The sequence below is a fragment of the Collinsella sp. HCP28S3_E9 genome (genome assembly GCF_052065455.1).
In the GTDB taxonomy this organism is placed as follows: domain Bacteria; phylum Actinomycetota; class Coriobacteriia; order Coriobacteriales; family Coriobacteriaceae; genus Collinsella.
Genome location: NZ_JBQHTZ010000010.1, coordinates 1 through 25,911, shown reverse-complemented (window position 1 = coordinate 25,911; position 25,911 = coordinate 1). Strand labels below are relative to the sequence as shown.

Genomic DNA, 25,911 nt, shown 5'->3' with positions numbered 1-25,911 from the left:
CAACCCCTTCGACATAATATGCAGGGCGGCAGCAAACATACCGCCCTGCGGAATCATCTATAGGCGGCATTTTTTGAGCTGAACCACCTATATGCGACCGCTTTTCTAGCGCTCGGAAATCGGACCGTTCTCAAGCTCATCCTCACTAAAGCCAAAGAACCAGGCAACGGCAAAGCTTACGATAAAGCCAGCTGCCGAAGCGATGGCGGCACAGATCAGGTTCTCATTGCCACCGCCGACAAACGTCATAATATTAAGCACGTTTGAAGCAGCACCAGCAAGATAGGCATTCACATGCAGAGCGATCGACCCGGCACCGGCGACAAATGAACCCGCCATGCAGGCAATGAACAGCTTACGATAGCGGAACAGCATGCCATAGATGAACGGCTCGCCGACGCCTCCAATGAGCTGGGCGACAAGATAGCCGGCACATTGTCTCTTTTCCTCCTTGTTACGGAGTTTGAGCCATGTCGCAATCTCCACTCCATAGGCAGCCCACAGCGCAACCGTAGCAGCGACCATAATAAAGCTGTCAGAGCCCGTCGACATGAAGTTTGCAATGGCAATCATAATGACCGCGACATGCATGCCCGTAATGACCATGGGCAACCAAATTGCTGCAAGCAAGCCGCCACCAATAATCGCCGCGATGCCACCCTCGGCGCCGAGGAACCCAAAGATTGCAGCCAGGCCGTTGCCGCACAAAGAGCCAAGAGGGGCAAGCAGGCAAAGCGCAAAGGGGACAGTCAGAGCAAGCGTGCAAAGCGGCGTAAACACCGTAGTAAGCGAATCAGGCATATGCTTGCGCAGGAACTTTTCGAAGACGGACATCAAGGCCACTGTGAGCAGAACGGGAATGACCGTCTGTGCATAGTTTTCAGGCACGCAGGGGATGCCGTAGACGCTAAAGGCTTTTCCCTCGGCTGCCATTTGCATAAACGTCGGTTCGATAAGCACACCGCCCATAAAAGCACCGTACATAGGCGTGGCGCCAATGTTCTTGGCGGCCGAAAAGCCCAAGAAGACTGGTATAAAGTAGAACGTCACGTTGTAGAGCATATTGAGCAGGATATATAGATCGCTCGTATCCGCAATGAGATTGAGCATCGTTGGCCCGAGTACGACGGCAACGGTTTTGAACATGCCCGAAGCGAGCAGCAATGGAATCATCGGAACCATGGAGCCCGAGAGGTAGTTAAGAATCGCATTGCCAACGGCTGCCGGAGTAAGCGGTGTTTTGACTCCACTTGCGTCGAGGTTCTCGTCGATACTCTCCTGCTTGGCCAAGCCGCTCATCGTGATGAGCTCGTCATATACCTTAGGCACGTTCTGCCCAATAATCACCTGGAACTGCCCGCCAGATATTTGAGCGCCGATGACGCCGTTTATTTTTTTAACAGCGTTAATATCGGGCAATTCCATATCCTTAAGGTTAAAACGCAGGCGCGTCATGCAGTGGGCTGCAAAGGTGATGTTGTCTTTGCCACCCAGCGCCTCGAGCACATCGGCTGCGATCTTCTTATTGTCAGCCATATCATCTTCCCTTTCGAACGATCCGGTTCCTTCCTCGCTGCGCGCGCGAGGAGACAAAGCGGACGGTGGCCTGCCGCCCACATGGAAATATTCGATTGTTGAGGGAAACGGCGTAAAGACAAAAAGCTCCAAAACGAGACATCGACAGGTCGCCCTGTCTTTACGTCACGCTTCGGAAGCTCAGCTCTCGAATAACACCTTATGTCGCGCCAAGGTTATCAGCTCCGCCATGAGGACGGCAGCCTCACGATGTTCAGAATACCGCGAACGGTAGATTTTCATCCTTAAGCGGTAAAGAAGCCATCTATTCGACCGTTAAGGACCCGTCTCTCATATTGCCGGCATAGACCCGATTGACATGAAGCATAAGGTACACCTTCTCTTCGGGCACGACGGAAGCTTGATAGGTCTCCTCAATGAGTCTGGCCATCTTCTCGACGCAAGCCGCCACGGCCGGATGCTCATCACAGAGGGGCTGATAGAGTGCCGCATTGTCGGTATTGAGCGGCTCACCGGTGCGAACACGCTCCAGCAAATATCTCACATGGGTGTCATAACGCGCATAGTCGAAGGCATCACGATCAACAGAGATATCCAGGTCTTTCTCAATAATCGTTACGAGTTTCTCAATCAGGCGCTCCTCGCGGCGCACGTCATTTGACTTTGCTTTGCTCGAACTTGCCATCACGCTGTTAACGATGCAGAGTGCGATACCTGCCCTCTCCCCGCGCGGCATAAACACGCCGAATTCGCGTTCTATGCCAGCGTGGGCGAACGTGGCGATTTTGAATTCAACGGGATATTGCTGCTGCACGTCGCAAGAAAGCGGCATCTGAACATACATGTGCTCACGACAGCGCTTAATGGCAAAGCTAATGTGATCGGCAAGCGTAAAAGGAAGGTTCGCCGACAACTCGCGCGAAATGTTGGCGCGCGCGACATCGGCAATCTGCGCACTAAATTCCATTACCTTGGGATCGATCTCGTTAAGAAGTGGCAGGTAGCGTGCATCAACGTTGTAAAACGTGCGCTCAATCTGCGCAAGTGAAACCTCATCGGGGCCGTCAGGGAAACCAATGCCTTTCCCCAGCGCCACAAGCTCGGTTCCCTTATCGTTGACAAGCAAGGCGGCATTGTGATTGATACGCTTAACGATCCTCATGATGCCTCCGAAAATAGGCGCAGCCGAAGGGCAAGCGCAATGAATTCCAGTTAAGATGGTTCGCCTCGATTATTCCACGCAACGTCACGCGAGACAAGCAAACCCGAGCCCCACAACCTGCCAAAAAGGGACAGGTTTATTTTGGCAGGTTTTATCTGGGGAAACGCAAACAGGGCCGCGACACCTCTATGGCGTCGCGGCCCTTTTCCTTGGAGAAGGATCGATTGATTGAACGGGATGACCGTTCTAGTCTTCGAGTCCGCTATTGATGAGCTCCGCAATCTCAACGGGATCGGTGCTCGCGCGCACCTTGTCACGGAAGCCGGCGTCCATCAGCATCACGGCAGCCTTGGAGAGCAAGCGCAGATGCGTGGTTCCAGCCTCGCCGGCAGGCACGTACAGCGCGAGCGCAACATCGACGGGCACCCCATCGAAGCTCGGCCATTCAACGGGCTCGGCCAGTTTAAGCACGGCAACGCCCGGCGTGTGGATCGCGTCGCTTTTGGCATGCGGAACGGCAAAACCGGCGACAAGGCCGGTCTCGGCCTCGTTCTCGCGAGCAATAAAGGCAGCCTCTACGGCAGATGCGTCATCGGCAAAACCGAGCTCGATGGCCTGCTCGGACAAATAATGCAGGGCGTCCTCGCGCGAGGCGGCGGTATACCCGATCGTCACTTGGTTGGCAGATACAAATCCCATGGAAACCTTCCTTACAACACAGACCTGACCGCAGCTTCGATACCGTCGGCGTCCAAACCGTACTCGTGCAGCAAATCGACCGCAGGGCCGGACTCGCCATACACATCGCGCACGCCGACGCGTCGCATCGGCACCGGATGCTGTTCCGCGAGTACCGAGGCCACGGCCTCGCCAAGACCGCCGATAATCGAGTGCTCCTCGGCGGTGACCACGCGACCGGTCTTCTTGGCGCTGGCAACCACCAGACGCTCATCAAGCGGCTTGATCGTGTGCATGTTGATGACCTCGGCGTCAATACCATCGGCAGCGAGCGCCTCGGCAGCTTCAAGCGCCTCGGCAACCATGAGGCCACAAGCGATGATGGTCACATCGGACCCCTCGCGCACGACCACGCCGCGACCAATCTTGAACTCATAGTCCTCGCGGTCGTTGATGACCGGTGTTGCCAGGCGGCCGAAACGCATGTAGACCGGCCCCTCAAATTCATACGCGGCGCGCACGCAAGCGCGAGCCTCGATGTCATCGGCGGGAACGATCACCGTCATACCCGGGATCGTGCGCATGAGCGCGATATCCTCGCAGCACTGATGCGTGGCGCCGTCTTCGCCGACCGAGATACCCGCATGTGTGGCGCCGATTTTGACGTTGAGGTGCGGATAGCCGATGGAATTACGAACTTGCTCGTACGCGCGGCCGGCGGCGAACATGGCAAAGGTGCTCGCAAAGGCGACGTGGCCCGTGGTTGCAATGCCGGCGGCAAGCCCCATCAAGTTGCTCTCGGCAATGCCGGCGTCGTAGAAGCGCTCAGGGTGCGCAGCCTTAAACTTGCCGGTCTGTGTGGCGGCGGCCAGGTCGGCATCGAGAACCACAAAGTCATCGTGCTCATTGCCCAGCTCGACAAGTGCCTCGCCATAGCTAACGCGCGTGGCGACTTTCTTGACGTCTGCCATTAGAGCTCCTCCCCTGCTGCTGCGAGCTCGGCCATGGCCTGCTCAAACTGTTCATCGTTGGGTGCCTTGCCGTGCCAGCCCACCTGGTTTTCCATAAAGGAAACGCCCTTGCCCTTCACCGTCTTGGCGATAATGGCCACAGGCGAGGCACTCACTTTGCGAGCCTCGGCAAAGGCCGCGGCAATCTGCGCCATGTCGTTACCGTCGGCGAGCTCAATCACATGCCACTTAAAGGCACGGAACTTGTCGGCAAGCGGCATAGCCGAGTTAACTTCGTCGATACTGCCGTCAATTTGCAGGCCATTGTGATCGACGATAGCGACGAGGTTATCCAGGTCGTGGTTGCCGGCGAACATGGCCGCCTCCCACACCTGCCCCTCCTCGCACTCGCCGTCGCCCAGCAGCGTGTAGACGCGGTAGCTGTCACCCCAGTGCTTTGCAGCGAGTGCCATTCCAACCGCGGCGGAGATACCCTGACCGAGCGATCCGGTAGACATGTCAACGCCCGGCGTGTCATTCATATTGGGATGGCCCTGCAGGCGGCTGCCGATATGACGGAGCGTCTCGAGCTCCTCCTTGGGAAAGAACCCGCGCTCGGCGAGCACGGCATAGAGTGCCGGAGCGCAATGTCCCTTGGAGAGCACAAAGCGGTCGCGCTCGGCGCGGCTCGGATTCGCCGGGTCGACATCCATTTCCTCAAAGTAGAGGTAGGTCATAATGTCGGCGGCGCCAAGCGACCCTCCCGGATGCCCCGACTTGGCGGCATGGACGCCCGTGACAATACCGCGGCGAACCTCATTGGCAATCTTGGCCAGTTCCTGATCGGTCATGGAGTTTCCTCTCTTGAGCACGCCGGCCCGGCATAACAAATGCTGGGCCGGCAGAACCATCGTTACTGTGCCTCGACGACCTTTTTCCAGTCGGCCTCGAACGAGGCAAGGCCCTGGTCGGTCAGCGGGTGATGCAGGCATTTCTTAAGAGCGGCCATGGGGACGGTCGCAATATCGGCACCGAGTAGCGCCGCCTGGGTCACGTGATTGGGCGTGCGGACGGATGCGGTGATGATCTCGACGGTGTCGTCGACGTTCTTACCGGTCCAGTCATAGTTCTTGATGCAGGTCACAACGTTGTCGAGCTGCGAGATACCGTCCTCGGCGATGTCATCGAAGCGTCCCACAAACGGGCTGATGTAGCGGGCGCCGGCGTTGGCGGCCATCAAGGCCTGCGTCGGCGAGAAGACGAGCGTCATGTTGACGCGCACGCCCGCATCGGCCAGCGCGCGGCAGGTGGCGAGGCCGGCCTCGCAGACGGGGAGCTTAACCACAATGTTGGGAGCCAGGGCGGCAAGACGCTTGCCCTCCTCGATCATGCCCTCGGCAGTAGTCGCGGTAGACTCGGCAGACACGGGCAGACCCTCGCAGAGCTCGGCAATCTTGAGCATATGGGGCTCAAAGTCGGCGAGCTTACCGCCGGTCTTGGCGTACAGGGACGGATTGGTGGTGACGCCGGCAAGGCAGCCCCAGCTCTTGGCCTCGGCGATCTCGTCAAGGTTGGCGGTATCGATAAAGAACTTCATGGTACAAACTCCTTCGAAGGAATCCAAACTCAAAAAATAGGACAAAGGGGATGTCCCTTTGTCCTATGTGCCGGGCCTGCAGCTGGGACATGCCCCAGGCCCGGCGTCGTGTAGGAAAAGCTACTTAGTCCTCGAGAGCCTTCTCGATGCGGCTCGTGACGCCCTTGAGGTTAAGACCGACGACGTACTGCTTAATCGGGCGCTTGATGTGCTCGATCACAAAGCGCTTGCCGTCGATGTCCTGGGCAGCGAGGTTGCGATAGAGCTTCTCGACCTGCTCCTTGACCTCGGGATCGTTGAACGCGTAGTGGCCGGAGACATCCAGAATCTTCAGGCTGAGCTCGTCGTCGGCCAGAATGTCGTCAACCTGCAGGTTGACATCATCGCCGGTCATCCACTTGCGCCAGCGCTCGGTCTTGATAGCCTTGACCAGCAGCGTGTGATACAGATCGGAGGGATCGTCGCACAGGCCGTTGTCGACCAGAATCTGCTCGGTAGCGCAGAGCTTGAGGTAGGCGCGGGTCTCCTCGGTGCCGTACTGAGGGGCGACATTGGAAGCCGTCACGTGAGCCGGAATGTGCTCGAGCAGCGTCGCGTCGTCCAGGTAGTCGGCGTTGTGCTCCTTCAGGCCCACGCCGTAGCGCTTTGCCATGTCGGCGAGCTCGCGGGCGTTCTTAAAGTTGTAATGGCCAACCTGCTCAGTCCAACGGGTAAGCGTGCCGGTCTGGCCGACGATAAAGGTGGGCATGGGGCAGCCGCGCTTCTCGAGCTCGGGCTGCAGCTGAGAAATGAACTCCTCGTACTTATCGGTAGAGGTCAAGCCGCCATTGGTCTCCTCGGTACCGACCTCATAGGCGACCTCGGGCAGGTTATGCTCGCGACGGTACTGCTCAAGGTAGTCGATAAGATCGATCGTGCGGCGAAGCACCACGTCGAGCGGAATAACCTTGCCGATCTGATAGGGATCCTTGGTGGGGTCGACCATCAGCAGGTCAAAGCCCGCCTCCATGTCGGCGACGAAGGACTTGCGGGCGAGCTCCATGGCCTCGTCCTCGGGCAGGTGGGCGTTACGCTCCTCGTCACGCTGCCACGGACCGCCGTGATCGCGGCACAGGTAGTACGGGCCGGTGTAACCCACCTCGTCGGCAACCTTCTTGATGTCGGCGGCAAAGCGCTTCTGGTCCCAACCGTTGACGTAGCCGGCGCCCATCTCGTCCATATCGACCTGGTTGCGGCTGGCGATAAACATGGGCGGGAAATCCTCGTCCTTGGCAAGCTCGAACACGGCCTGAATCAGGTTGGGGCTCATGGGGCCAATGCCGACCATGGTTGCGTGATCGCCGCTATCCTGCAGCTTGAGCATGCCCTGAACGGCCTGGCGGATGGTGAGGTTGGACATTTTGTTCTCCTTCTCCAGAGGATTTTTGACAAAAGTTCCCTGGGACCCAGATGCGGGCCCTATCAGTACGGATGGATTTTGTTGTGTAGGGGCGGTTGTGCGGAGTCAAATCCATCCCTCCGCACAACCGGAGTCCTTAAAGGTTTACTTGGCCTGCTTATCGAGCGTGGGCTTCATGGCAATCAGGATTGCAGCGGCGACCACGGAGCCAATCACGATGTCCAGGCAGAACAGCGCGACATTGTTGGTGGCAAGGGCGACAATAAAGCCACCGTGCGGGACGTAGCAGTCGATACCCTGGAAGGCGGCAAGCGCCGCACCCACGGCAGAACCGATGCAGATGCCGGGAAGGGTGTGACCGAGATCCTTGACCGCGAAGGGGATAGCGCCCTCGGTAATACCGATGCAGCCCATAAACAGTGCGGAGATACCCATCTGACGGTCAGCGTCATCGAACTTGTTCTTGGCGATGAGCGCAGCGAGGCCGCAAGCAATCGGGGGAATGGCGACAGCGACGCGGAACATACCGTTGGGGCCGTAGATGCCGGTTTTATTATGTAATGGCTTAGTGTTATTGAAGACTTATTTACTCACTGTAATCATGTTAGCACACCGACCAAGGGTTTCTATGAGTCCTTATTTGTTTGTCCGTGCTAGATATTTGACGGTGACTTTGATGGGACTTTCATCTTGGTGTCGAACTCCACGACTCTGTCATCACCTTTAAGCCACTTGCAACCACAGGATAACAATAGTCGCTGTCATCACGAGCAAACCGCTTGCGTCCACCCTTTGGCAATAGTCGCTGTCGTCACGAGCAAGCCGCTTGCGACTACCCACGCGGAGTTAAACAATAATTGCAAACTGAAGCTGCAAATCCACCCGACAAGGCTCTTTTATAAAACCCATTGTTTAGACGACCAGCAATCTCATCAGGCTCTCACCTTGAATAGTTTCCCAGCCAATCTGCGTGACTGCCTCCGACAGCTGTCTATCATGCGTAACCAACAGTAACGCGCCAGAGAAACCGCTCAGCATCTCCTGCAGCGCCTCAATAGAACCCACATCAAGATGATTCGTCGGCTCGTCGAGTACGAGGAGGTTGGGATTCGTAACAAGCTGTTCAGCAAGCATGAGTTTGCGGAGTTCGCCAGGACTCAAATCGTCGCCATCGAGCAGTTTGTCAGGGTCGGAGTTCAACCGCGCCACGATGGAGAGGATGCGACCTTTCGTCTCCTGGTCCTGGTCTCGGAGATGCCTCAGTGCTCGCTCGCGTTCCTCTGGCCCGACGTCCTGGGGAACGTACGCAACTTTGACATTATCAGGAACAGATTCGATGACGCTTCGTACCACCAGGCTCTTTCCCGTTCCGTTCGCACCGGTCAACACCACGTGATCCGTTGGCGAGATCCAGAGCTCCGGCACATCTATCGAGAACTCGCCAGCAGACAGTCGCGATGCCTCCAAGTGCGCCACGCAACTTGAGCGCGCAGCGACGCCGAACTCGCCGATACGATGGTCGTATCTTTTCGAGACGGTTTTCTCAGAAAGCTCTGCCTCGGCCTTTGCGAGCCGCCCGCTCATTTTGGACGAGAGCTTCCCTGCAACGCCGTCCTTTCCAGAGACTATGGCGCGTCCGATCTTCTCCCGAGCGTCGCTGTCTTTTTTGCTCAAGCCGCGCTTGCTTCGCTTGCCCTTCTGACGTGCCGCCTCTTCGCTCCTGCGCTGGGCTTCTGCCTTCAGGCGCTTAGCTTCACGAGAGGCTTGCTCGCGATCCCTCATCGCAGAGGCGCGTTCGCTCGCCGCCTGGTCGCTTGCCTTCGAGTACCCGCCGGGGCGCATGGTCCAACGCGCGCCCTCGCACATGAGGCTCTGGCCCACAAGGCCATCGAGCAGATCCCTATCGTGCGAGATGAGGATGCCGATGCCGCTGAAGGAGGCCAGCGCCTCCTTCACGATGTCGCGCGTGGCGGCATCGAGGTCGTTGGTCGGCTCATCCATGATGAGGACATCTGGCTGTGCATAGAGGGCGCACGCGATCTGGAACCGCTTCTGCTGACCGCCCGAGAGCGTGTCGTAGCGCCAGAACCAGTCGTCTTCGATGCGGAGCAGCGCCCTTGCCCGTTGCGCCTCCTTGCCCCAATCCGATGCGAGATCAAAGAGCTTGTCTGGCTCTTGGGTCGAGTCTTGCTCGCAATACGACGCGAACAGATTCGGGCTCACCGTCCCGGAATCGGGTGTAATAACGCGGGCGGCGATACGGGCGAGCGTGCTCTTCCCGCATCCGTTGTCGCCGATGATGCCCGTCCATCCCGATGGGAACGTGGCGCTGACGTCTTCGATGGCTGGCGATGCCGTACCGGGGTAGGTATAGCTGATGTGAGTGAGATTCAGTTGCATGGCGAGCTCCTTTGAGAGGAGGTCGCGCAGGGGCCAGGCACGCGATGTATGGATTTGGAACGAGAAGGCACTGAAGCGATGCGGCACCCTGAAGCGCGACCGGATGTACAGAATGGTCGTATGGGGTACCCGAAACGGGCATCGCTAGTTCTTCATCTAACCTGACCTAACTCGAAGCGGCGCTTGCCAAAGGCCCCGCTGGATGATTGATATCTAGGATTATAGCATGGTAATCAGGTGGCAACTCGCCGGCGCGCCCTTGGCTCGTCGCTTCACCCAAGTGCTGATTGGTGCTGAGAGCGGAGAGACTGCGTGGCACTGCTCCCTCTAGCTGGCGCCTGATGCTGGAAAGCATCACACAGAAACGCCTGCCCTTCCCGCAACCCGCCAGAGCATGGCCGAAGGCGGCGGTTGGCACTGCAGCCCCCTCCCGTGTTATCTTTATTGAAGATAATTAAGAAGGTGGTGCACGATGTGCAGAACATACCCGGGAACGGAAACGAAACACAGAACCAACTCATAACAGCGACGCAGCAGCCCTCGAGTCCCGTGGCCCTGAGCGCAGACGTCGAGATGCTGCTCGAGCGCTTTTTAGTCGAGGCCGAGCTGGCCGAGACCACGAAGGAGACCTACCGCAGGACCCTGAGGGGCTTCTTCGCGTGGAAGGAGGAGCGAGGGATCACAGACCTCGCCAGGGGAGACATCCTCGCCTACAAGCAGGACATGCTGGCGAGGGTGCGGCCCTCGACGGCGAGCACCTACCTCACCGCGGTCAAGAGCCTGTTCAAATGGCTCGAGTCCGTGAGAGCCTACCCGAACGTGGCCGCGGACATAAAGACGGTCAAGCTAGTGGGCAACATCCACCGCAAGGACGCGCTGACGCCGGCGCAGGCCAAGCGTGTGCTCCAGGTGCTGAAGGGCGACACGCTGCAGGCCAAGCGCGACTTCGCGCTGGTGAACCTGCTCATCAGAGTCGGCTTACGCTCGGTGGAGGTCACGCGAGGCCGTCTGGGTGATTTGCGCAACAGGGGCGATCAGACGATTCTGCTCGTCCAGGGCAAGGGCAGGGTCGAGAAGGACGCGCTCGTGGTGCTGACCGATGCGACTCTAGGACCCATTTACGACTACCTGGCAGCGCGCAGGTGCGAGGGGTGCGAGGTCGTCGGGGAGGACTCGCCGCTGTTCGCCAGCCTCTCCAACAAAACATATGGGAAGCCGCTGTCCACGCGCAGCATACGGCAGATTGCGAAGGAGGCCCTGCGCGCGGCGGGGCTCGACAGCGAGAGGCTCACGACCCACAGCTTCCGGCACAGCGCGGTGACGTTCGCGTTGCTGGGGGGCGCCAGCCTGCAGCAGGCCCAGGCGCTCGCAAGGCACACGAACCTGACGACCACGATGGTCTATGCCCACAACGTCGACCGCGTGAGCCAAGCTCCGGAGCGTTTTGTCGACGGCCTCCTCGACGACTAGGAGGCCGGGGCCGCGTCATGCGAGGGGAATGCCCGAGAGGTCGCTCCCCAGCACCTCCAGGTACTCCAGCAGCTGCTGGTACTTGCCTCGGAGCAGCAGGAGCTGTCGCTGGAGCTCCGCGTTCTCCTCCTTCAGCTTCCTCGATTGCTTCCTGCTCTTGTCGAGGGCGATATCGAGGTCCTGCAGGCGCGACTGCGCCCTCTGGAGCTCCCTTGACAGCCTGGTTATCTCGGCGTCCTTGTTCAGCTCGAGGTTCCCTTTCTGGCTTACCTTTGCGAGCGGCCTGAACTGGCAGACCTGGTTCTTCGCCAGGAGCTCCTTGACGTGCTGCTGGCTGAACGTCCCCGAGCTCAGCCCCGTTAGCGCCATGAGCTCCTTCTTGGTGACGATGCGGTGGTCCTCTTCGATTTCGTCGATGGCTCCCTGGATGAGGGCCAGCGTCTTCTCCCTCTTCGCCGCGTACATCCTCTGCATGTTCTCACTGGGCTGCTTCATCAGAGACCTCCAGGTCCTCGCCGCTAATCGCGTTCAGCACGCGCTGGATCAGCGTCTTGTATGCGTCTATCCAAACACCGCAGAGCTCCGCGAAGACATCGTTGCCACAACTTAGAGCCTTCTCCTGCTTGCTGCGCCAGTCGTCGAGCTCGCTTTGATAGTAGTCGAGGTCGCCGGCGTCGGGGACGAGGTAGCTGCAGCGGAGGCACCTCGACCTGTCGGCGCTGCAGCCCCTTGCGTCCGAGCACAGGCCGATCCTGTGGACCCTCTTGGCGAAGGGCTTCGACAGGATCCTGTCGAAGCGGGCAGGGTCGTCTGTGTTGATGATCCTGCCCCTGAACACGACGGGGTCGTCCTTGCGCAGGTCCTTGACGGAAGTGTGGGTATAGCTCTGCTCGATCATCTTGGTGTTGTGGTGGGCGGTGAGCGGCAGCAGGTCGATGGCGCGGAAGAGGCCCGAGTTCATGCGGTCGCTGACGGCGTTGTGGCGGAACTGGTGCGTCGTCGGGGAGTAGGGCTCGCCGTGCTCGTCGACGATTCCCCTGCACTTGCAGAGCCGCGAGAAGAAGCGGTTGCAGCTTCCAAGGTTCTTCGGCTTGAATGCCGACCCGTGAGTCCTATAGCATCTCTCCCCCGTCTTCGGGTCCCTTATGAGCCTGTAGGCCCGCGAGGTGAAAAGCCACCTTGCATTCTCGCCGAGGTGCGCCAGCACCTCGTCCCTCTGGGCTGCCACCAGGTCGACGAGGAGCTTCCCCATGCCCTCGTACCTGACCTCGATCAGCTTGATGTCGCTCGGGACGTAGGGTCCCGACTGCTTGAAGGACGGGATCGTCAGGGTGTAGGTGTCCGCGTCGAGCCGCTTCAGGCACCTGACCGTCATGCTGAGGACCTCGGTGGCGCGGTTGGGGATCAGGCGCAGCATCCAGTAGATGCACCTGTAGACCAGCGGGATGCCGTCTTTCATGAAGATGACGTCGAGCTGGCCGGCCACCTCGTCGGGGATGTACTTGTCCTCCTTCTTGACGTAGGCGGGGGCCCTCTCCAGCACGAACCTCTGCATGGCGGAGCTGATGTCGGTGAACCCCGACTCCCTCGCGAATGCCTCGAGAGCGTGCCAGTAATGCAGGCGCTTTCTCAGGGTGGTCTTCCGCTCTCCCGAGAAGAGGTAGGCATAGAAGGAGGCGAGCGCCTCCGGCGGGGCTTCTGCGAAGCTCTTGCAATCGTCGGGGATGAAGTCTGCGCAGTGCTTGATGGACATGCAGATGTCTGAGCTGATGGCAGCGGGGTCCCGCCCCTTCACGAGCCTCGTCAGCGCCCATCTCTTGGCCTCCTTCTTGAGGTGTTCGTTCGAGATACCCGTGAAATATATGTTGCGCGAGCTCGGTTTGACGTTCTTGTCGGGCTTCACCTTGTCGGCTTGCCAGACGTCGTCGCTGAAGCTCGAGGCAGAGCAGTAGTCTGAGAGCATCTTGGCCGCCTGCTCGTCGGTGACGGACACGGCGTTGGAGAGGACGACCGGCTCGAGGGCCGCGGACCCGGATGTGGGGAAGAGCAGGCTGTCAGGCATGTTGCGTTCCCTCCTCAATGGCGTCGAGCACGGCCCTGTAGCGCTCGTTCAAGGCCCTCTCCTGCGCGTACTCGGTGTAGCCCTCGTACTCGTCCATCGGGATGTCCAGCTCCGCGTACTTGGCCTCGAACTGCGCCAGCAGCCTCGACGAGTCCTCGCAGAGCTCTTCCCAGCGCCCCTGGAAGGCCCTTCCCGTGCACAGTTTGGGGCAGGACGCGCAGCTGATGTTGCCGAGGTCGGCGCACCTGCCCTCCGAGGGGTGTTTGGAGCACACGCCCAGCTCCACGTTGCGGCGGTTGGTGCAGAAGTCGACGTAGAGCCAGCGGCGCTCCTCCTCCGTGTACAGGTCGAGCCTGCCGCTCTCGATCAGGAGGTTGAACTTCTGCTGGAAGAACTCGCTGTTCAGCTCTGCGAGCCTCCTCATCCTCACCTCGGCGTAGACGCGCTCGGTGGTTCTGTGGTCGACGTGGCCGAGCTGCTTTTGCACGTCTGTAAGCGTGGCACCCGACGTGATGAGCTCGACGGCGACCGTCTTGCGCGTCTGCCTGGAGCAAAACGTGTCGTAACTCTCGTCGATCGACTGCATGCCGTACCGCTCGAGCAGCCTGTTGATCGCTCCGTTGAAGGTCGTCGCGGGGAACTCGGTCTTAACCCCGTTGGTGATGCAGAAGAAGAGCGTCTCGACCCCGTACATCTCCCTGAGGGCGGAGGTCTCCTCGATGTAGGCCTCGATCTCGCCGTGCAGCTCTGGCGAGATGACGGCGAAGATCTTGTCGCCGAGGCGCCGCTTGATCCTGGATGCCGCGGTCTTGGGGGACCTCGCCCTCACCTGCGGCATGCCGCTGGCGGGGTCCTCGGCCGTGATGTCCTCGACGCGGATGCTCTTGATATCGGAGAGGCGCCACCCGGTCTCCATCGCGAGCTTGAGCATCAGCTTGCAGGCGCTCGACCCAAGCTCGTCGACGTGCTCCTCGAGGAACACCAGGATGTCCTCGGGGATATCCGGGGTCGCCCTCGAGTAGTCAGAGCCGCTCCTGACCGTCAGGTTCGCGGTCGGGTCCGTGTCAAGGCGCCCGCGAGCGACGAGGTGCCGGAAGAACCTCCTGCAGCTGGTCAGATGATGCTTGAGCGTGCCGGGTGCATAGCCATCCTTGCTCATATGCGAGAGCGCGGCGAGGACATGCAGCTCGCCCACGTCCTCTGGGCAGGTGATGCCGTATTCGCCGACGAGGAAGGAGAGCACGGTTAGCAGATCGGCCATCGCAGCCGGGATGCGCGCCAACGCGCGATGGTCAGAGCTCGCGCGCTGGCATGCATCCTGGTAGAGGAACCTCAGATACTCCCTCGCATCCTGCTGGAACAAACCCGTCCCGTCCAGCACGGAGAAGTCGAGCCGCCTGCCTGAGAACGTCTCCCCCTTGGGGAAGTAGAACCACACCTCCGACTTGTCGCTGGCCACCTCGTCGGCGTTGCCGTCGAACATGAACCTGCGCAGGCCGGCGATCTTGTTCTCCAGGTGCTCGTCAAAAGCGTTTGCGAGGGTGGGGGTCTGCCGCACCTTCTTGAACGCCGCGAACTTCCTCACGTCCTCGTCTTCCAAATGCTCCTTGAAGTCGCGACGGAATCTGTGGAGGGGCAAGATCGGCCCCCTCGGAGAGTCGGGGGCCAGGTACCTGCCGGCGAAGAACGCATCGTATGCGCCCAGGAGCTCCTCGAAGCTGACGCCGCCTGGCAGTTCCGGTGCCGGCAACTGGGAGTCACCTGCGACAAGCAGTCCAGCAGGGACGGAGCTCTTGTCAACCCGCACAGCTTTCTCGTCGTAATAGGCGCGTTCCTCCGCGCTGAGATCTAGGAATTCATATACGGCGGTCCGGTTAGAGGTCGTAGCGTACGCAGCGTACGTGTAGGGCAACATCTCCCTAGCGATTACTTCATGCAGCCTGCGATAGTCCCACCGCTTGCCGTGCCCCCTCGCTTTGCGCTTTCGGCACCTCCCGACAGGGCGCCAGGAGAACCCGAAGATGTACGCGGTCAGGCGCGGGTAGGTGAAGTGTCGGTAGTTGCGATCGGACAGCCCCGAGGCATACTTCTCTGCCATGTCGCGCACATACGCCGCGAACTCCTCCTCGCCGACCTCTTCGACAACGCAGTTGTCAAACCACTGCAAGAAGTTATTGCGGGAAAGGCTGCAGTACTTCTCGATAAACTCCCTGCGGATTTCGACGAGGGGTTCACGTCGTCTGACGGCCTCGACGGCGCGGTCCCCGATCTGCACCGGGAAGCGGTGATAGGTGTAGAAGCGCTCCATGTACGTCTCGCCAAAGATACGTATCAGGGGGTTAACGCAGTCCCTGACCTGGTAGGTCAACCCGGTTATCACCTTGCAGAGCTTCTTTATGCCGGGCTTTTCCCAGGCTTCCTCGTCCTCGTGCATGGAGACGAGCACGTCGAGGAAGTAGTCGCTCAGCTCCTCCTCCGAGAACATGGAGGTCAGGGCAAGACGACACAGGGTCCCATAGCTATATGTCCCCTTCAGCGACTCCTCCAAGCCCTCGCAGGAGGGCAGCGGCGTGCGCGACTCCACGCAGGCGGCCAAGGCAGCAAAGTCGCTCACCGTCGCCGTGTCTGCGACATGGGTGTAGTTGTTGCTGCGCTTCGCACCCCCGGAGTTGTCCCTGATGTGCTCGAGCGCCTCCTCAGGTTGCCTGATCATCGGCGCGCCTCTGTTCCTTGGCTGCTTCGAGCCTCTTCCAGTTCTCGACGGCGGTCACCCTGTCCTGCCTGTTCTTGTAGGGCTCGGCAGACTCCATGCTCTTCCAGCCCATGATGTCGAGTATCTGGTTGTCGGTAAGGGAGGCGGGGTCGAGGGCCTGCTGCCTGAGGAGCTCCTCCATCTTCGTGCTCCTGCCGGAGTGGGTGCGCACCTTGGCGGGGTCGAGGCCGGCGCGCTTGGCGGCGCGCTTGATGATCTCGAGCGCGTTGTGGTAGGCCATCGGCTTGCCGAAGCTGCCCTCGCGCTCGCGCAGGTTGAGGAAGATCTCGGTCGGTATGAGCGACCCCGAATCGATCAGCTTCCCCTCGACGGCGCTGCGCTCGTTGTAGAGGTACTCCTCCAGCAGTCGCCGCGAGCGCTCCGACAAGACGCAGACGCGCCCCTCGCCCTCGCGCCTTCCCTTGCTGCGGAAAAGCTTCAAGGTGCCCTCGTCTGCGCGGTAGAGGTCGATCTGGGCGGAGAGGATCTCGTCGATGCGAAGGCCGTCGAGCGAGAGGGAGAAGACCGCCTTGTCGCGGTAGGTGCGGAAGTTGCTGAGGATTGCGTCGACCTGCTCGTCCGTGTACCACTTCTCGTAGTCCACAGGAGGCTTTCCGCTGGCGAAGGACGTCTCGGCGACATAGCGCGGCGACGTGGTCATGATTCCCTGGCCGTAGAGGAAGGAGTGCGGGTTCTCCCCGCTTCGCTCCTCTGCGACCTCCATCTTGATGTCTTTGCCCTGGGAGCGCAGGAAGGTGTAGAAGCTGGCCACGACCGTGTAGTAGCCCCTGACGGTGAAGCCGGACCTCTTTCCCTCCACTGCGCCGACGAACGGGATGACGTTTCCGAACTGCAGGAAGCGCAAGAAGCCGGCGAGGTGCTTGGCGGTCGCGTCGGCGTAGCCGATGTGCCAGCAGTCCTGCAGGTAGTTGAGGTACTTGCACAGCTTGTAGGCGTACTGCCTCGCCGTCTGGGGCGAGCCCATGCTCATCTTGTGGAGGAACTTGTTGGCCCAGAAGGGGTAGGCGTCCGGATGGTTGATGATCCAGCCGTCCATCGTTCCCCCGTCGGCCTTCGGGTAGAGGCATTTTTCAACGGCAAACTTTTTTTGTCACCTGAACAAACATCAATTCACTGGATAACGCTTAGTTAAACATCACAATAAGTGCTCGACCTATCAACGACTAAAAATAAATCTTAGTATCTGAAATACATAATAAAACTTGGCAGGCCATGATGGCCATGGTAAAGGTCGAAGCGGTCTTGTTGACGGGACCACCCATATCGAAGGCGGTCATAACGCCAATGACCAGGCCCAGGACGACGGCGGAGCCGCCCTGCAGGCTACCGAGCACGCTGGTGAGCCAATCCATCACAAAGCCAAGCGGCGTGGCCAGGATGTAGATGTAGGCCATGCCCAGGACGAGCGAGGTCAGAATCGGGATGATCAGGATCGGCATGATGGTCTGGATGGTGTTGTTGACCTTCCAGGTCTTCATCCAGCGGACAAAGTAACCGCAGATGACAGCCATGATCATGGCGCCCAAGAAGCCGGTCGAAACGCTGTTGCCACTCGGGGTGACGACGGCGTTGTTGACCAAGTAGCCCAGGACAAAACCGGGGGCAAGCGCGGGCTTGCCGGCCATCGAGTACGCGATGTATGCCGCAAGCACCGGAATCATCATAGAGATGCCGGCCATACCGATGGTGTTAAGGCTCACCATCAACGGGTTGGTGACCTCCATGCCGTTAGCACCGGCAGTACCGGATGCCAACGAGAAGGCGAGGAACACGCCACCGATAACGACAATGGGGATAAAATAGGAAACGCCGGTATTGAATGCATTGAGCAGCGTCTTGCCAGGATCGGCAAAGATAGACTGCTTGGACGCCGGTGTCGGGGCCTGCGGGGCAGCGGAGACGGCCTTCTTCTCTGCCTTGGCCTCGGCCTTGGGCGCGTCAACGGCGCCACCCGTCGCCTTGATAATCTCAACAGCCTGGTCGATGATCTTGGCCGGATCGGCGATCACATCGGAAGTACCGACCTTGAGGAACTTGCCCTCGGCCATCTTCTGCTCAAAACGGTCCTCGTTCTCGACACCCACGTCGACGGACTCCAGGACCAGGTCGGCGGAGTCCACGTCTTCCTGCGTGAGCTCATTCTCGATACCCAGGCCACCCTGAGCCTCGACCTTGCACTCGATGCCACGGGCGGCGCATTCATCCTGAATCGCCTTCTGGGCCATATACGTGTGGGCGATACCCACGGTACAGGCGGCAACGCCTACGATCTTCATTGCTTCCCTCTTTTCATAGAGTTGCGTGCGCAAGACACCGTTTGCGGAGGCCTCCGGAGCATCCCCTGCCGTTTGGACTTGCTGTCTTTTCGACAAGACCAATATAGGTGCTCATTTTTCTTAATACCAGCTTATTTCGGTAAACGCGCAGGTCAGAGCGTTGGTTATGCAATTTAGTTATGCGTTTAACCAAAAATGAATCCTGCGTTTTTGATCTCTTTTTTAAAAGTCAAGAAGTATTTAGATTTCTCGGTAGACGGCAGGCTTGCATAACCGCCACGAATTTCGGACCCCACGGATACGGTATTGTTGCATACTCATAAAAGGGCGAAAGGACAGGCAGAATCGTGTGCCCGCAACCCGAACGTGAACCACCGCGCCAAACAACGCAATTTGTCGGAAGGAGTCGCTGTGACCAAACAGCGCGTTACGATCGCAGACGTCGCCCGCGAGGCGGGAACTTCAACAGCCAGCGTCTCGTATTACCTCAACGACAAACGAGACAAGCTCAGCGACAAAACGCAGGCAAAGATCGCGCGCGTTATAAAGGAGCTGGGATACGTCCCCAACGCCCAGGCGCAAACACTCACCGGCAAACAGACCCGCGTCATCGCCATCATCATCTTGGATAACACCAACAAATGGGCGGGCCTCGTCCTCAACGGTATGGAGCAGGTCATGCTCCCCGCGGGCTACCAGACGGTTGTTTGCACGAGCAACTTTAACCCCGAGACCGAGCTCATGTATGTCGACAAAATGCTCTCGCTGGGCGTCGATGGCTTTATCATCCAGCCCACGGCAAACTTCAAAGCCGTGCACGACCGCATTAGACGCGCCGGCAAGCCGGTCGTCTTTTTCGATGCGGCCATCTATAGCCCAGGTACCAGCTGGATCAAGACCAACCTTTACGACGGTGTGTACAACGCCACGCAGGTACTCCTCGACGCCGGTTACGAAGATTTCTTTTCCATTGCCGCCAACATGACCGAAATGCGCACCCGCATGGAGCGTTTTCAGGGGTATGCCGAGGCGCTGGCAGCGAACGGACAGCTCTACAAAGCGATTTCCATCGACCACAACAAGCCGTCGGTCAGTGAGCTTACCGAGTACTTTAAATACAAGCTCAACCCCGCCAAGCGAACCCTTATCTTCGTGCAAAATCAGTGGGCACTTCCCCGTGTCTACAAGGCCCTCCAGCCCATGGCCCATCTGCTTCCGCAGCAAATCGGCCTTTTGGGACTCAACTGCGAAGACTGGACCAACCTCACCACGCCGACCGTCTCCACCATCATCGAGCCCGTCGACCAGGAAGGCAGAGAGGCGGCCGAGATGCTCCTCGCGCTACTCGATGGCAGCAGCACGCCCGGTGAGCAGCGTATTCTCGAATGCAAGCTCAACTGGCTCGGTTCTACCTCGATCTAGCCATACGTCAAAAATGAGGCAAATGAATCCGTAGCGTTTGTCCCAAATCTTAAGTATTTGTTCGATAGAACGCCCCTCGGCGGCTCCTGCTAGACTGGTAGACTCCCAACCGTCCGTCCAGGAGTCACCATGTCGCGCAAGTCCGCCTACAAGCAAGCACTTTCTATCGGCACCGCTGTGGTGCTGGGGTTTGCGCTGTTTACGGGATCGCTCGACGGGGCGCCCAGACTGCTCTCGCCGCAAAGTGATGAGCAGGCGGTAGCCCTGGCCGAGAAGCAAGACGAGAGTCCCAGCCGCACCGACGACGAGGCAGACCTGGTTGCCCGACTCGAATCGGGAACAGCGAGCTCCTCGGACTCTCAAAAAAGCCAGGACGCTGGCGATGGCTCCGATTCCGCCGCAACCGGCACCGGTGACGACACTTCCACAGATAGCCCCGCCACCCCCATCGACGAGGTCGAAAACCCCAATCTCGACCGCGCCCGCGGCGTATACCTCAGCAGCATTCCCGACTACGCGGGTAACCCCTATGTTGCCCTGCGAGCCGACAGCACGCACCCGTTGGGCACACCATCATTCACGCTCGATGAATACGAGCGCGCTACAGAAGAAGGTTGCTTTAAGAAGTTCTCCAAGCTCGACAGCCTGGGCCGCACCCGCAAAGCGCTCGCTTGCGTGGGCCCCGAATCGCTCGGTCAAGGCGAGCGCGGCGATATCTCGCGTATCCATCCCGCCGGATGGCGCCAGCAGCGCTACGACTTTATTCCGGGCCAGAGCCTCTACAACCGCTGTCACCTCATCGCCTGGTCGCTCTGCGGCGAAAACGCCAACCGCAAGAATCTCCTCACCGGCACGCGTTATCTCAACGAAACGGGCATGCTGCCATTTGAGGAGCAGATTCTCGGCTACATCCGCGAGACGGGCAACCATGTGCTCTACCGTGTCACGCCCATGTACAACGAAGAGGAACTCGTCTGCCGTGGCGTGCGTCTTGAGGCGCAATCGGTCGAGGACCACGGCAAGACCCTCTGCTTCCACGTGTACTGCTACAACCTGCAGCCGCATGTGCAGATCGACTACGCTACCGGCCGCAATCAGGCCTCGGGAGACTAGCCCCGAGCCACGACAAGAACCGGTTTGCAACCCCCCAGGGATCAAAAAGGGCCGCCTGGATTGCCCAGAGCGGCCCTTGCATCGGCATGTATGTTACAGGCAACGCCCAACGCTACTTGGCACGGCCCTCCTCATAGCGCTCGACCAGCTTGGCCTGAACGTCATAAGGCACCTGCTCATAGCCCGCAGGCTTCATGGTAAAGTCGCCCGTGCCGCGCGTGATGGAGCGCAGACGCGTCGAGTAATCCGTCAGCTCGGCGAGAGGCGCCTGAGCGATGACCACGGTGTCTCCGCGCTCATCGGTCTCCATACCCGTCACGCGACCGCGCGAGGCCGAGATGTCGCCCATCACGGCGCCGGCGTAGCTCTCGGGAATAGTCACCGTGATTTCCTCGATGGGCTCCAGCACCACCGGGTCGGCGTCGGCGCATGCCTTGCGCAGGCCGATGCGAGCCGCCGCGCGGAACGCCATCTCGTTGGAGTCGACGCTGTGATACGAGCCGTCGTACACAGCCACGCGAATGCCCGTAAGCGGGTAGCCGGCAATGATGCCGTCCTTCATGGTCTCCTGAACGCCCTTGTCCACGGCGGGAATGAGCGAGCGCGGAATGCGGCCGCCTACGACCTCGTCCACAAACTCATAGCCGTCGCTCGTACCGTCGGGCCCAATGAGCGGCTCTACGCGCAGCCAGCAGTCACCATACTGGCCGGCGCCGCCGGTCTGCTTCTTGTGGCGGCCCTGGGCAGTTGCCGTGCGGCGAATGGTCTCGCGATACGGGATGCGAATCGGCACGCTCTTGGCCGCGACCTTGGTACGGTCCTCAAGACGATTGAGCAGGACCGAAACCTGCGCCTCGCCCACCGCCGAAATGATGGTCTGGCCGGTCTCCTCGTCGCGGTCGATGCTCATGGTTGGATCGGCCTTGCATGCCTTCTCGATAAACGTGTAGAGCTTCTCTTCGTCGCCGCGATTCTCGGCCTCGATGGCGATGCGGTACTGCGAGTTGGGGAACTTAAACGCCGCAGCCTCGACCTTGCCGGTAATCGAGAGCGTATCGCCCGTCTCGGCCGCCAGCTTGGGCGCCACGATGATATCGCCGGCATAGGCGTGACCGACCTCGGTCATGTCGCGGCCGCACATCACATACAGGTGAGCCAGACGATCGCTCTTGCGGGTGCGCGCGTTGATCAGCTCAAGGCCCGGCTCAAGCGTACCCGTCAGCACCTTGATGAAGCTGATGCGACCCTGCTGAGGATCGGCCAGGGTCTTAAACACAAACGCCACCGGGCGGTCATCGTCGCTCGAGATCTTGAGCGAATCACCGTCGATGAGCGGCATTTCACCATAGTCGGTCGGCGCCGGGAAGTACGTGGCGATGTCGTCCATCAGCGAGTTGACGCCCTGCTCCTTAATGCAATCGCCCGCAAAGACCGGCACAAAGATGCGCTCGGCGATCGCCTTCGACAGCAGGCCTTCAAGCTCCTCCTGCGTCAGCGTCTCCTCGCCTTCCAAGTACTTCATCATCAGTTCGTCGTCAGCCTCGGACACCAGCTCGCACAGATGGTCATGGGCCTCCTCGGCCTGGGCACGATACTCCTCGGGAATCTCCGACTCAACGGCTTCGGCGCCGTTGCAATGGCGCGCCTTCATGCGCACCAGGTCGATGATACCGTCAAAGTCCTCGCCCTCGCCCCAGGGAAGGGTCACGGCGCCCAGGCGCGTGCCAAAGCGCTCCTGCAGCAGGTCCATCGTGGTCGCAAAGCTGGCCTCGGAGCGCGACAGGCGGTTTACGAACACCGCACGCGCCAGACGCAGGTCCTCGGCGGCATACCAGAGCTTAACCGTCGTAGGCTGCGGGCCGGCCTCGGCGTCGACCACAAACAGAGCCGTCTCGCAGACGCTCATCGCGGCAAAGGCGTCGCCGATAAAATCGGGGTAGCACGGGGCATCGAGCACATTGATGCGCGCACCCTTCCAGTCGATCGGCGCAATGGTCGTCGAGATGGAAAACGCACGCTTGACCTCTTCGGGGTCATAGTCGAGCGTGGGCTTGGTGCCGTCGTGGCCGCCCAGGCGGGCGGTCTTGCCGGAAAGGTGGAGCATGGCCTCGGCGAGTGAAGTCTTGCCCACCCCACCTTGGCCTACGAGCACCACGTTCCTTACATTACCGGTCTTGGGAGCACCCATGATGACCTCCTTGCAGGGCCGCGCGCAATGCGCGATGCCAACGGGGAGAGTTCGCGGTCGATGCCGTCCCGGGAGCAGCATGGTCGGCAGCCGATCCGGCTCACCCTCCAAATGTCCTATGCCACCACCCTACCCTCGCGGGCGACTGTCCATGCACACCTTTCGGCGCACGTATGAATACGGGCGGCGAGAGGAGGGGGCAAACGCCTGAGGCGGTTATTAAGCCCCATAGGCGCAAATAAAAATCGCCGCAGGCCATAAGACCTGCAGCGGTTTCGCCTCAATGTCTACTTGAGCCTATCCCTCGATACGGCTCAGGAACTCGCGTGTGCGCCGTTCGCGCGGATGACCGATAACCTGCTCGGCAGGACCCTCCTCGACAATGCGACCGCCGTCCATAAAGACCACGCGATCGGCAACATCGCGCGCAAACTGCATCGCATGGGTCACGATCACCATCGTCATATTCTGCGCGGCAAGGTCTTTAATGACACGCAGCACCTCGGCCGTTAGCTCGGGATCGAGTGCCGAGGTCGGCTCATCGAAGAACAAGATCTCTGGATCGAGCGCCAAGGCGCGCGCAATACTCACACGTTGCTGCTGACCGCCCGAAAGCTCGCATGGCACCTTGTTCTCGTTGCCCTTAAGCCCCATCTGCGCGATCAACTCACGCGCACGTGCTTCGACCTGCCCGCGCGGGCGCTTGAGCACGCGGATCGGAGCGTCGGTAATGTTTTTCATCACGGTATAATGCGGGAACAAATTGTAGTTCTGAAACACCAGGCCAAAGCGCGAGCGCGCCTGCTTGGGCACATCGCCTTTCGCATACACCGTACCCGATCCCGCATCCGTCGCAACGGCTAGATCACCAAACGAAAGCGAGCCGCCGTCAAGCGTCTCGAGCAGCGTGGCGCAGCGCAACAGCGTTGACTTACCGCCGCCCGAAGGTCCGATAATCGCCACGACCTCGCCGCGCTTTACCTCGAGCGAGATATCCTTGAGCACCTCATTGCCACCAAACGCCTTGCGCGCGCTCGTTATATTCATTACCGTTCCGGACACGGGAACCTCCATGTGTTTGAAAAGCACGACGGAACAGGCTAGTCGTGGTAGTAGTCAAGTCGCTTTTCGGCGGCGCCCAGCAGCATCTCGACCACAAAGTTAAAGACCCAGTAGATCAGTGCCGCAATCGCAAACGGCACCATGCTCACTTGAGAGGCAACCAGTGCCTTGGCCGTCGAGAACATCTCCCCCACGCCGATGGCAAACGCCAGCGACGTGTCCTTGACCAGCGTGATGATTTCGTTGCCCATCGCCGGCAAAATGCGCTTGGCGACCTGCGGCATCACAATGTACAAAAACGTCTGCAGGCGTGAGTAACCCAGCACCTCGGCGGCCTCATATTGACCACGCGGGATAGACTGCAAACCCGAGCGATAGATCTCGGCAAAGTAGCCGGCATAGTTGATGATGAATGCCACGACGCACGCCGTCCACTTGGAATCGGGCGTGAGCGAAATACCAAAGACATAATACGGAGCAAAGTAGATGGCAAACATCTGCAGCATGAGCGGCGTACCGCGCATGACCGAAATGTAGATGCGCGCAATCCAACGCAGCGGCGCGATTTTGCTCATGCGCATAAACGCCACGGGAATTCCCAAGGGAATCGAGCCCAACAGCGTGAGCACAAACAACTGCAAACTGACCAAGAAACCCTGGCCAAGCATCTGCATCATGACCTGAATAGACAACCCAAGCTCTCTTTCACAGCAACAGAACAGCAGGTGTTAATTGAAATAGGCACAGTGCCCAAGATTGCGAGCGACAAGCCCGACGAAGCGTACTTTGGTACGCGAGGAGGGTTGGAGCCGCAAGGTTGGGTGCTGTGGCTATTTCAAAACCCAGTTGTCGAAGGATAGACCGTAGCTCGCATACTTGTCGCACAGGTCCTTGACTGTACCGTCCTCATAGAGCGCCTTAAGCGACTCGGTCACGGCGTCGGCCGACTTGGTGTCGCCCTTTTTAAAGCCAACGGCGTAGTGCTCGCTGGACAGCGGCTTGTCAAGTTGCGTATAGGCATCGGGCTTGGCGGCAAGCTGATACTGGGCGATCGAAAGGTCGCAAGCCACCGCATCGACCGCGCCGCTCTCGAGCTGCATAAAAGCCGTGTTGTACTCGCCGATGGTATCGAGCGTGGCAAACGTCGCCGCCAGATCCTTCTGGTCACCCTCTAGCACATCCTGCGCGGCAGAATCGGTCTGGGTAATCACGGTCTTGCCGGCAAGGTCGTCCCAACTCTTGATGCCCGCATCCTTCTTGACCACCAGCACCTGCTCATTGAGCATGTACGGCTCGGAGAACGTGTAGTCGTCCTCGCGGCCCTCCATGGTAAAGCCGTTCCAGATGCAGTTGATGGCGCCCGAGTTGAGCAGCGTATCCTTGGCGTCCCAGTCGATGGCCTCGTACTTGACCTCCCAGCCCTGCTTATCGGCAACTGCCTTGGCCAAATCGAGATCAAAGCCGGTGTACTCGCCATCGTCGCCCACAAAGCCATACGGAGGATAGGACTTGTCAAAGCCCACCACGAGCTTCTTAGACTCCACAGCGCCCTTGGCGTCCTTTGCCGCAGCAGAGCCGGCAGTGGAACCCTTGTCGGCACCACCGCCGCAGCCGACAAGACCAAGGCCAAGCACCGTGGCGAGCGAGCCGGCTAGACCAACAAACTGACGACGAGACATATCGGTATTCATGGTATTCCCCCTTGATGGCGCTTTAGTTAAGTAAAGTGATTCATGTAACGCCCAGAATCATACACTTTACCTTGATAGAGTACAAGGGAGAAGTTGCCCGGCGCGGGCGGGGAGCGGCGCGTAATTAAGTTT

General features: G+C 59.5%; 21 protein-coding genes. 3 read left to right on the top strand and 18 right to left on the bottom strand.

From position 1 onward, the window contains the following. Positions 1–105: 105 nt before the first annotated feature. The 9 genes from ACTNA2_RS06175 to ACTNA2_RS06135 form a co-directional block, all read right to left on the bottom strand. Positions 106–1,536 (bottom strand): PTS transporter subunit EIIC, encoded by a 1,431-nt coding sequence (locus ACTNA2_RS06175; RefSeq protein ID WP_441048896.1) that lies wholly within the window; start codon positions 1,534–1,536, stop codon positions 106–108. A gap of 304 nt (positions 1,537–1,840) precedes the next feature. Next, a complete protein-coding gene (locus tag ACTNA2_RS06170) occupies positions 1,841–2,698 on the bottom strand; it encodes a PRD domain-containing protein (RefSeq protein ID WP_441048895.1) in 858 nt (285 codons plus the stop codon). 246 nt (positions 2,699–2,944) lie between these two features. Beyond that, positions 2,945–3,397, bottom strand: a complete 453-nt coding sequence (locus tag ACTNA2_RS06165; RefSeq protein WP_195503788.1) for a PTS sugar transporter subunit IIA — start codon at positions 3,395–3,397, stop codon at positions 2,945–2,947. Between the two features lie 11 nt (positions 3,398–3,408). After that, positions 3,409–4,347 carry a transketolase family protein gene (locus ACTNA2_RS06160; RefSeq protein WP_441048894.1) on the bottom strand — a complete coding sequence of 313 codons (939 nt, stop codon included), beginning with the start codon at positions 4,345–4,347 and terminating at the stop codon, positions 3,409–3,411. Further along, positions 4,347–5,177: a transketolase gene (locus ACTNA2_RS06155; protein WP_441048893.1), complete on the bottom strand. Its 831-nt coding sequence runs from the start codon at positions 5,175–5,177 to the stop codon at positions 4,347–4,349. Before ACTNA2_RS06155 ends, ACTNA2_RS06160 begins: the two co-directional genes overlap by 1 nt. Positions 5,178–5,239: 62 nt before the next feature. Beyond that, positions 5,240–5,923: a transaldolase family protein gene (locus ACTNA2_RS06150; protein WP_441048892.1), complete on the bottom strand. Its 684-nt coding sequence runs from the start codon at positions 5,921–5,923 to the stop codon at positions 5,240–5,242. A 124-nt stretch (positions 5,924–6,047) separates the two neighbouring features. Then, the gene (locus ACTNA2_RS06145) at positions 6,048–7,322 is read right to left on the bottom strand and encodes a class II D-tagatose-bisphosphate aldolase non-catalytic subunit (protein WP_427719788.1); all 1,275 of its coding nucleotides are present in this window, start codon (positions 7,320–7,322) and stop codon (positions 6,048–6,050) included. Positions 7,323–7,466: 144 nt separating this feature from the next. Continuing rightward, positions 7,467–7,847: a hypothetical protein gene (locus tag ACTNA2_RS06140; RefSeq protein ID WP_441048891.1), complete on the bottom strand. Its 381-nt coding sequence runs from the start codon at positions 7,845–7,847 to the stop codon at positions 7,467–7,469. Between the two features lie 387 nt (positions 7,848–8,234). Beyond that, a complete protein-coding gene (locus ACTNA2_RS06135) occupies positions 8,235–9,722 on the bottom strand; it encodes an ATP-binding cassette domain-containing protein (RefSeq protein WP_441048890.1) in 1,488 nt (495 codons plus the stop codon). Between the two features lie 411 nt (positions 9,723–10,133). On the opposite strand from ACTNA2_RS06135, the gene ACTNA2_RS06130 reads away from it, so the two are divergent. Next, positions 10,134–11,192 carry a tyrosine-type recombinase/integrase gene (locus tag ACTNA2_RS06130; protein WP_441048889.1) on the top strand — a complete coding sequence of 353 codons (1,059 nt, stop codon included), beginning with the start codon at positions 10,134–10,136 and terminating at the stop codon, positions 11,190–11,192. 15 nt (positions 11,193–11,207) lie between these two features. Here the strand turns inward: ACTNA2_RS06130 and ACTNA2_RS06125 are convergent, their stop codons facing one another. The 5 genes from ACTNA2_RS06125 to ACTNA2_RS06105 form a co-directional block, all read right to left on the bottom strand. After that, on the bottom strand, positions 11,208–11,687 hold the full coding sequence (locus tag ACTNA2_RS06125; RefSeq protein ID WP_441032094.1) for a hypothetical protein: 480 nt from the start codon (positions 11,685–11,687) through the stop codon (positions 11,208–11,210). Then, positions 11,671–13,254 carry a hypothetical protein gene (locus ACTNA2_RS06120; protein ID WP_441032092.1) on the bottom strand — a complete coding sequence of 528 codons (1,584 nt, stop codon included), beginning with the start codon at positions 13,252–13,254 and terminating at the stop codon, positions 11,671–11,673. Before ACTNA2_RS06120 ends, ACTNA2_RS06125 begins: the two co-directional genes overlap by 17 nt. Continuing rightward, a complete protein-coding gene (locus ACTNA2_RS06115; RefSeq protein ID WP_441048888.1) occupies positions 13,247–15,967 on the bottom strand; it encodes a tyrosine-type recombinase/integrase in 2,721 nt (906 codons plus the stop codon). Before ACTNA2_RS06115 ends, ACTNA2_RS06120 begins: the two co-directional genes overlap by 8 nt. Next, positions 15,951–17,063 carry a tyrosine-type recombinase/integrase gene (locus ACTNA2_RS06110; protein ID WP_441048887.1) on the bottom strand — a complete coding sequence of 371 codons (1,113 nt, stop codon included), beginning with the start codon at positions 17,061–17,063 and terminating at the stop codon, positions 15,951–15,953. Before ACTNA2_RS06110 ends, ACTNA2_RS06115 begins: the two co-directional genes overlap by 17 nt. A gap of 127 nt (positions 17,064–17,190) precedes the next feature. Then, a complete protein-coding gene (locus ACTNA2_RS06105; protein ID WP_441048886.1) occupies positions 17,191–18,303 on the bottom strand; it encodes a fructose-specific PTS transporter subunit EIIC in 1,113 nt (370 codons plus the stop codon). A 411-nt stretch (positions 18,304–18,714) separates the two neighbouring features. Between ACTNA2_RS06105 and ACTNA2_RS06100 the strand changes: the two genes are divergently transcribed. Together ACTNA2_RS06100 and ACTNA2_RS06095 are read left to right on the top strand one after the other, a co-directional pair. Then, positions 18,715–19,725, top strand: coding sequence for a LacI family DNA-binding transcriptional regulator (locus tag ACTNA2_RS06100; RefSeq protein ID WP_441048885.1), 1,011 nt, complete (start codon positions 18,715–18,717; stop codon positions 19,723–19,725). Between the two features lie 129 nt (positions 19,726–19,854). Then, positions 19,855–20,838, top strand: coding sequence for a DNA/RNA non-specific endonuclease (locus ACTNA2_RS06095; RefSeq protein ID WP_441048884.1), 984 nt, complete (start codon positions 19,855–19,857; stop codon positions 20,836–20,838). 112 nt (positions 20,839–20,950) lie between these two features. On the opposite strand, the gene ACTNA2_RS06090 is transcribed toward ACTNA2_RS06095, so the two are convergent. The 4 genes from ACTNA2_RS06090 to ACTNA2_RS06075 form a co-directional block, all read right to left on the bottom strand. Beyond that, a complete protein-coding gene (locus ACTNA2_RS06090; protein WP_154517778.1) occupies positions 20,951–23,026 on the bottom strand; it encodes an elongation factor G in 2,076 nt (691 codons plus the stop codon). 297 nt (positions 23,027–23,323) lie between these two features. Beyond that, positions 23,324–24,088, bottom strand: a complete 765-nt coding sequence (locus tag ACTNA2_RS06085) for an amino acid ABC transporter ATP-binding protein (RefSeq protein WP_441048883.1) — start codon at positions 24,086–24,088, stop codon at positions 23,324–23,326. A 38-nt stretch (positions 24,089–24,126) separates the two neighbouring features. Continuing rightward, positions 24,127–24,780, bottom strand: a complete 654-nt coding sequence (locus tag ACTNA2_RS06080; protein ID WP_233502679.1) for an amino acid ABC transporter permease — start codon at positions 24,778–24,780, stop codon at positions 24,127–24,129. A 138-nt stretch (positions 24,781–24,918) separates the two neighbouring features. Beyond that, positions 24,919–25,779, bottom strand: coding sequence for a transporter substrate-binding domain-containing protein (locus tag ACTNA2_RS06075; protein ID WP_441048882.1), 861 nt, complete (start codon positions 25,777–25,779; stop codon positions 24,919–24,921). Positions 25,780–25,911: the final 132 nt, after the last annotated feature.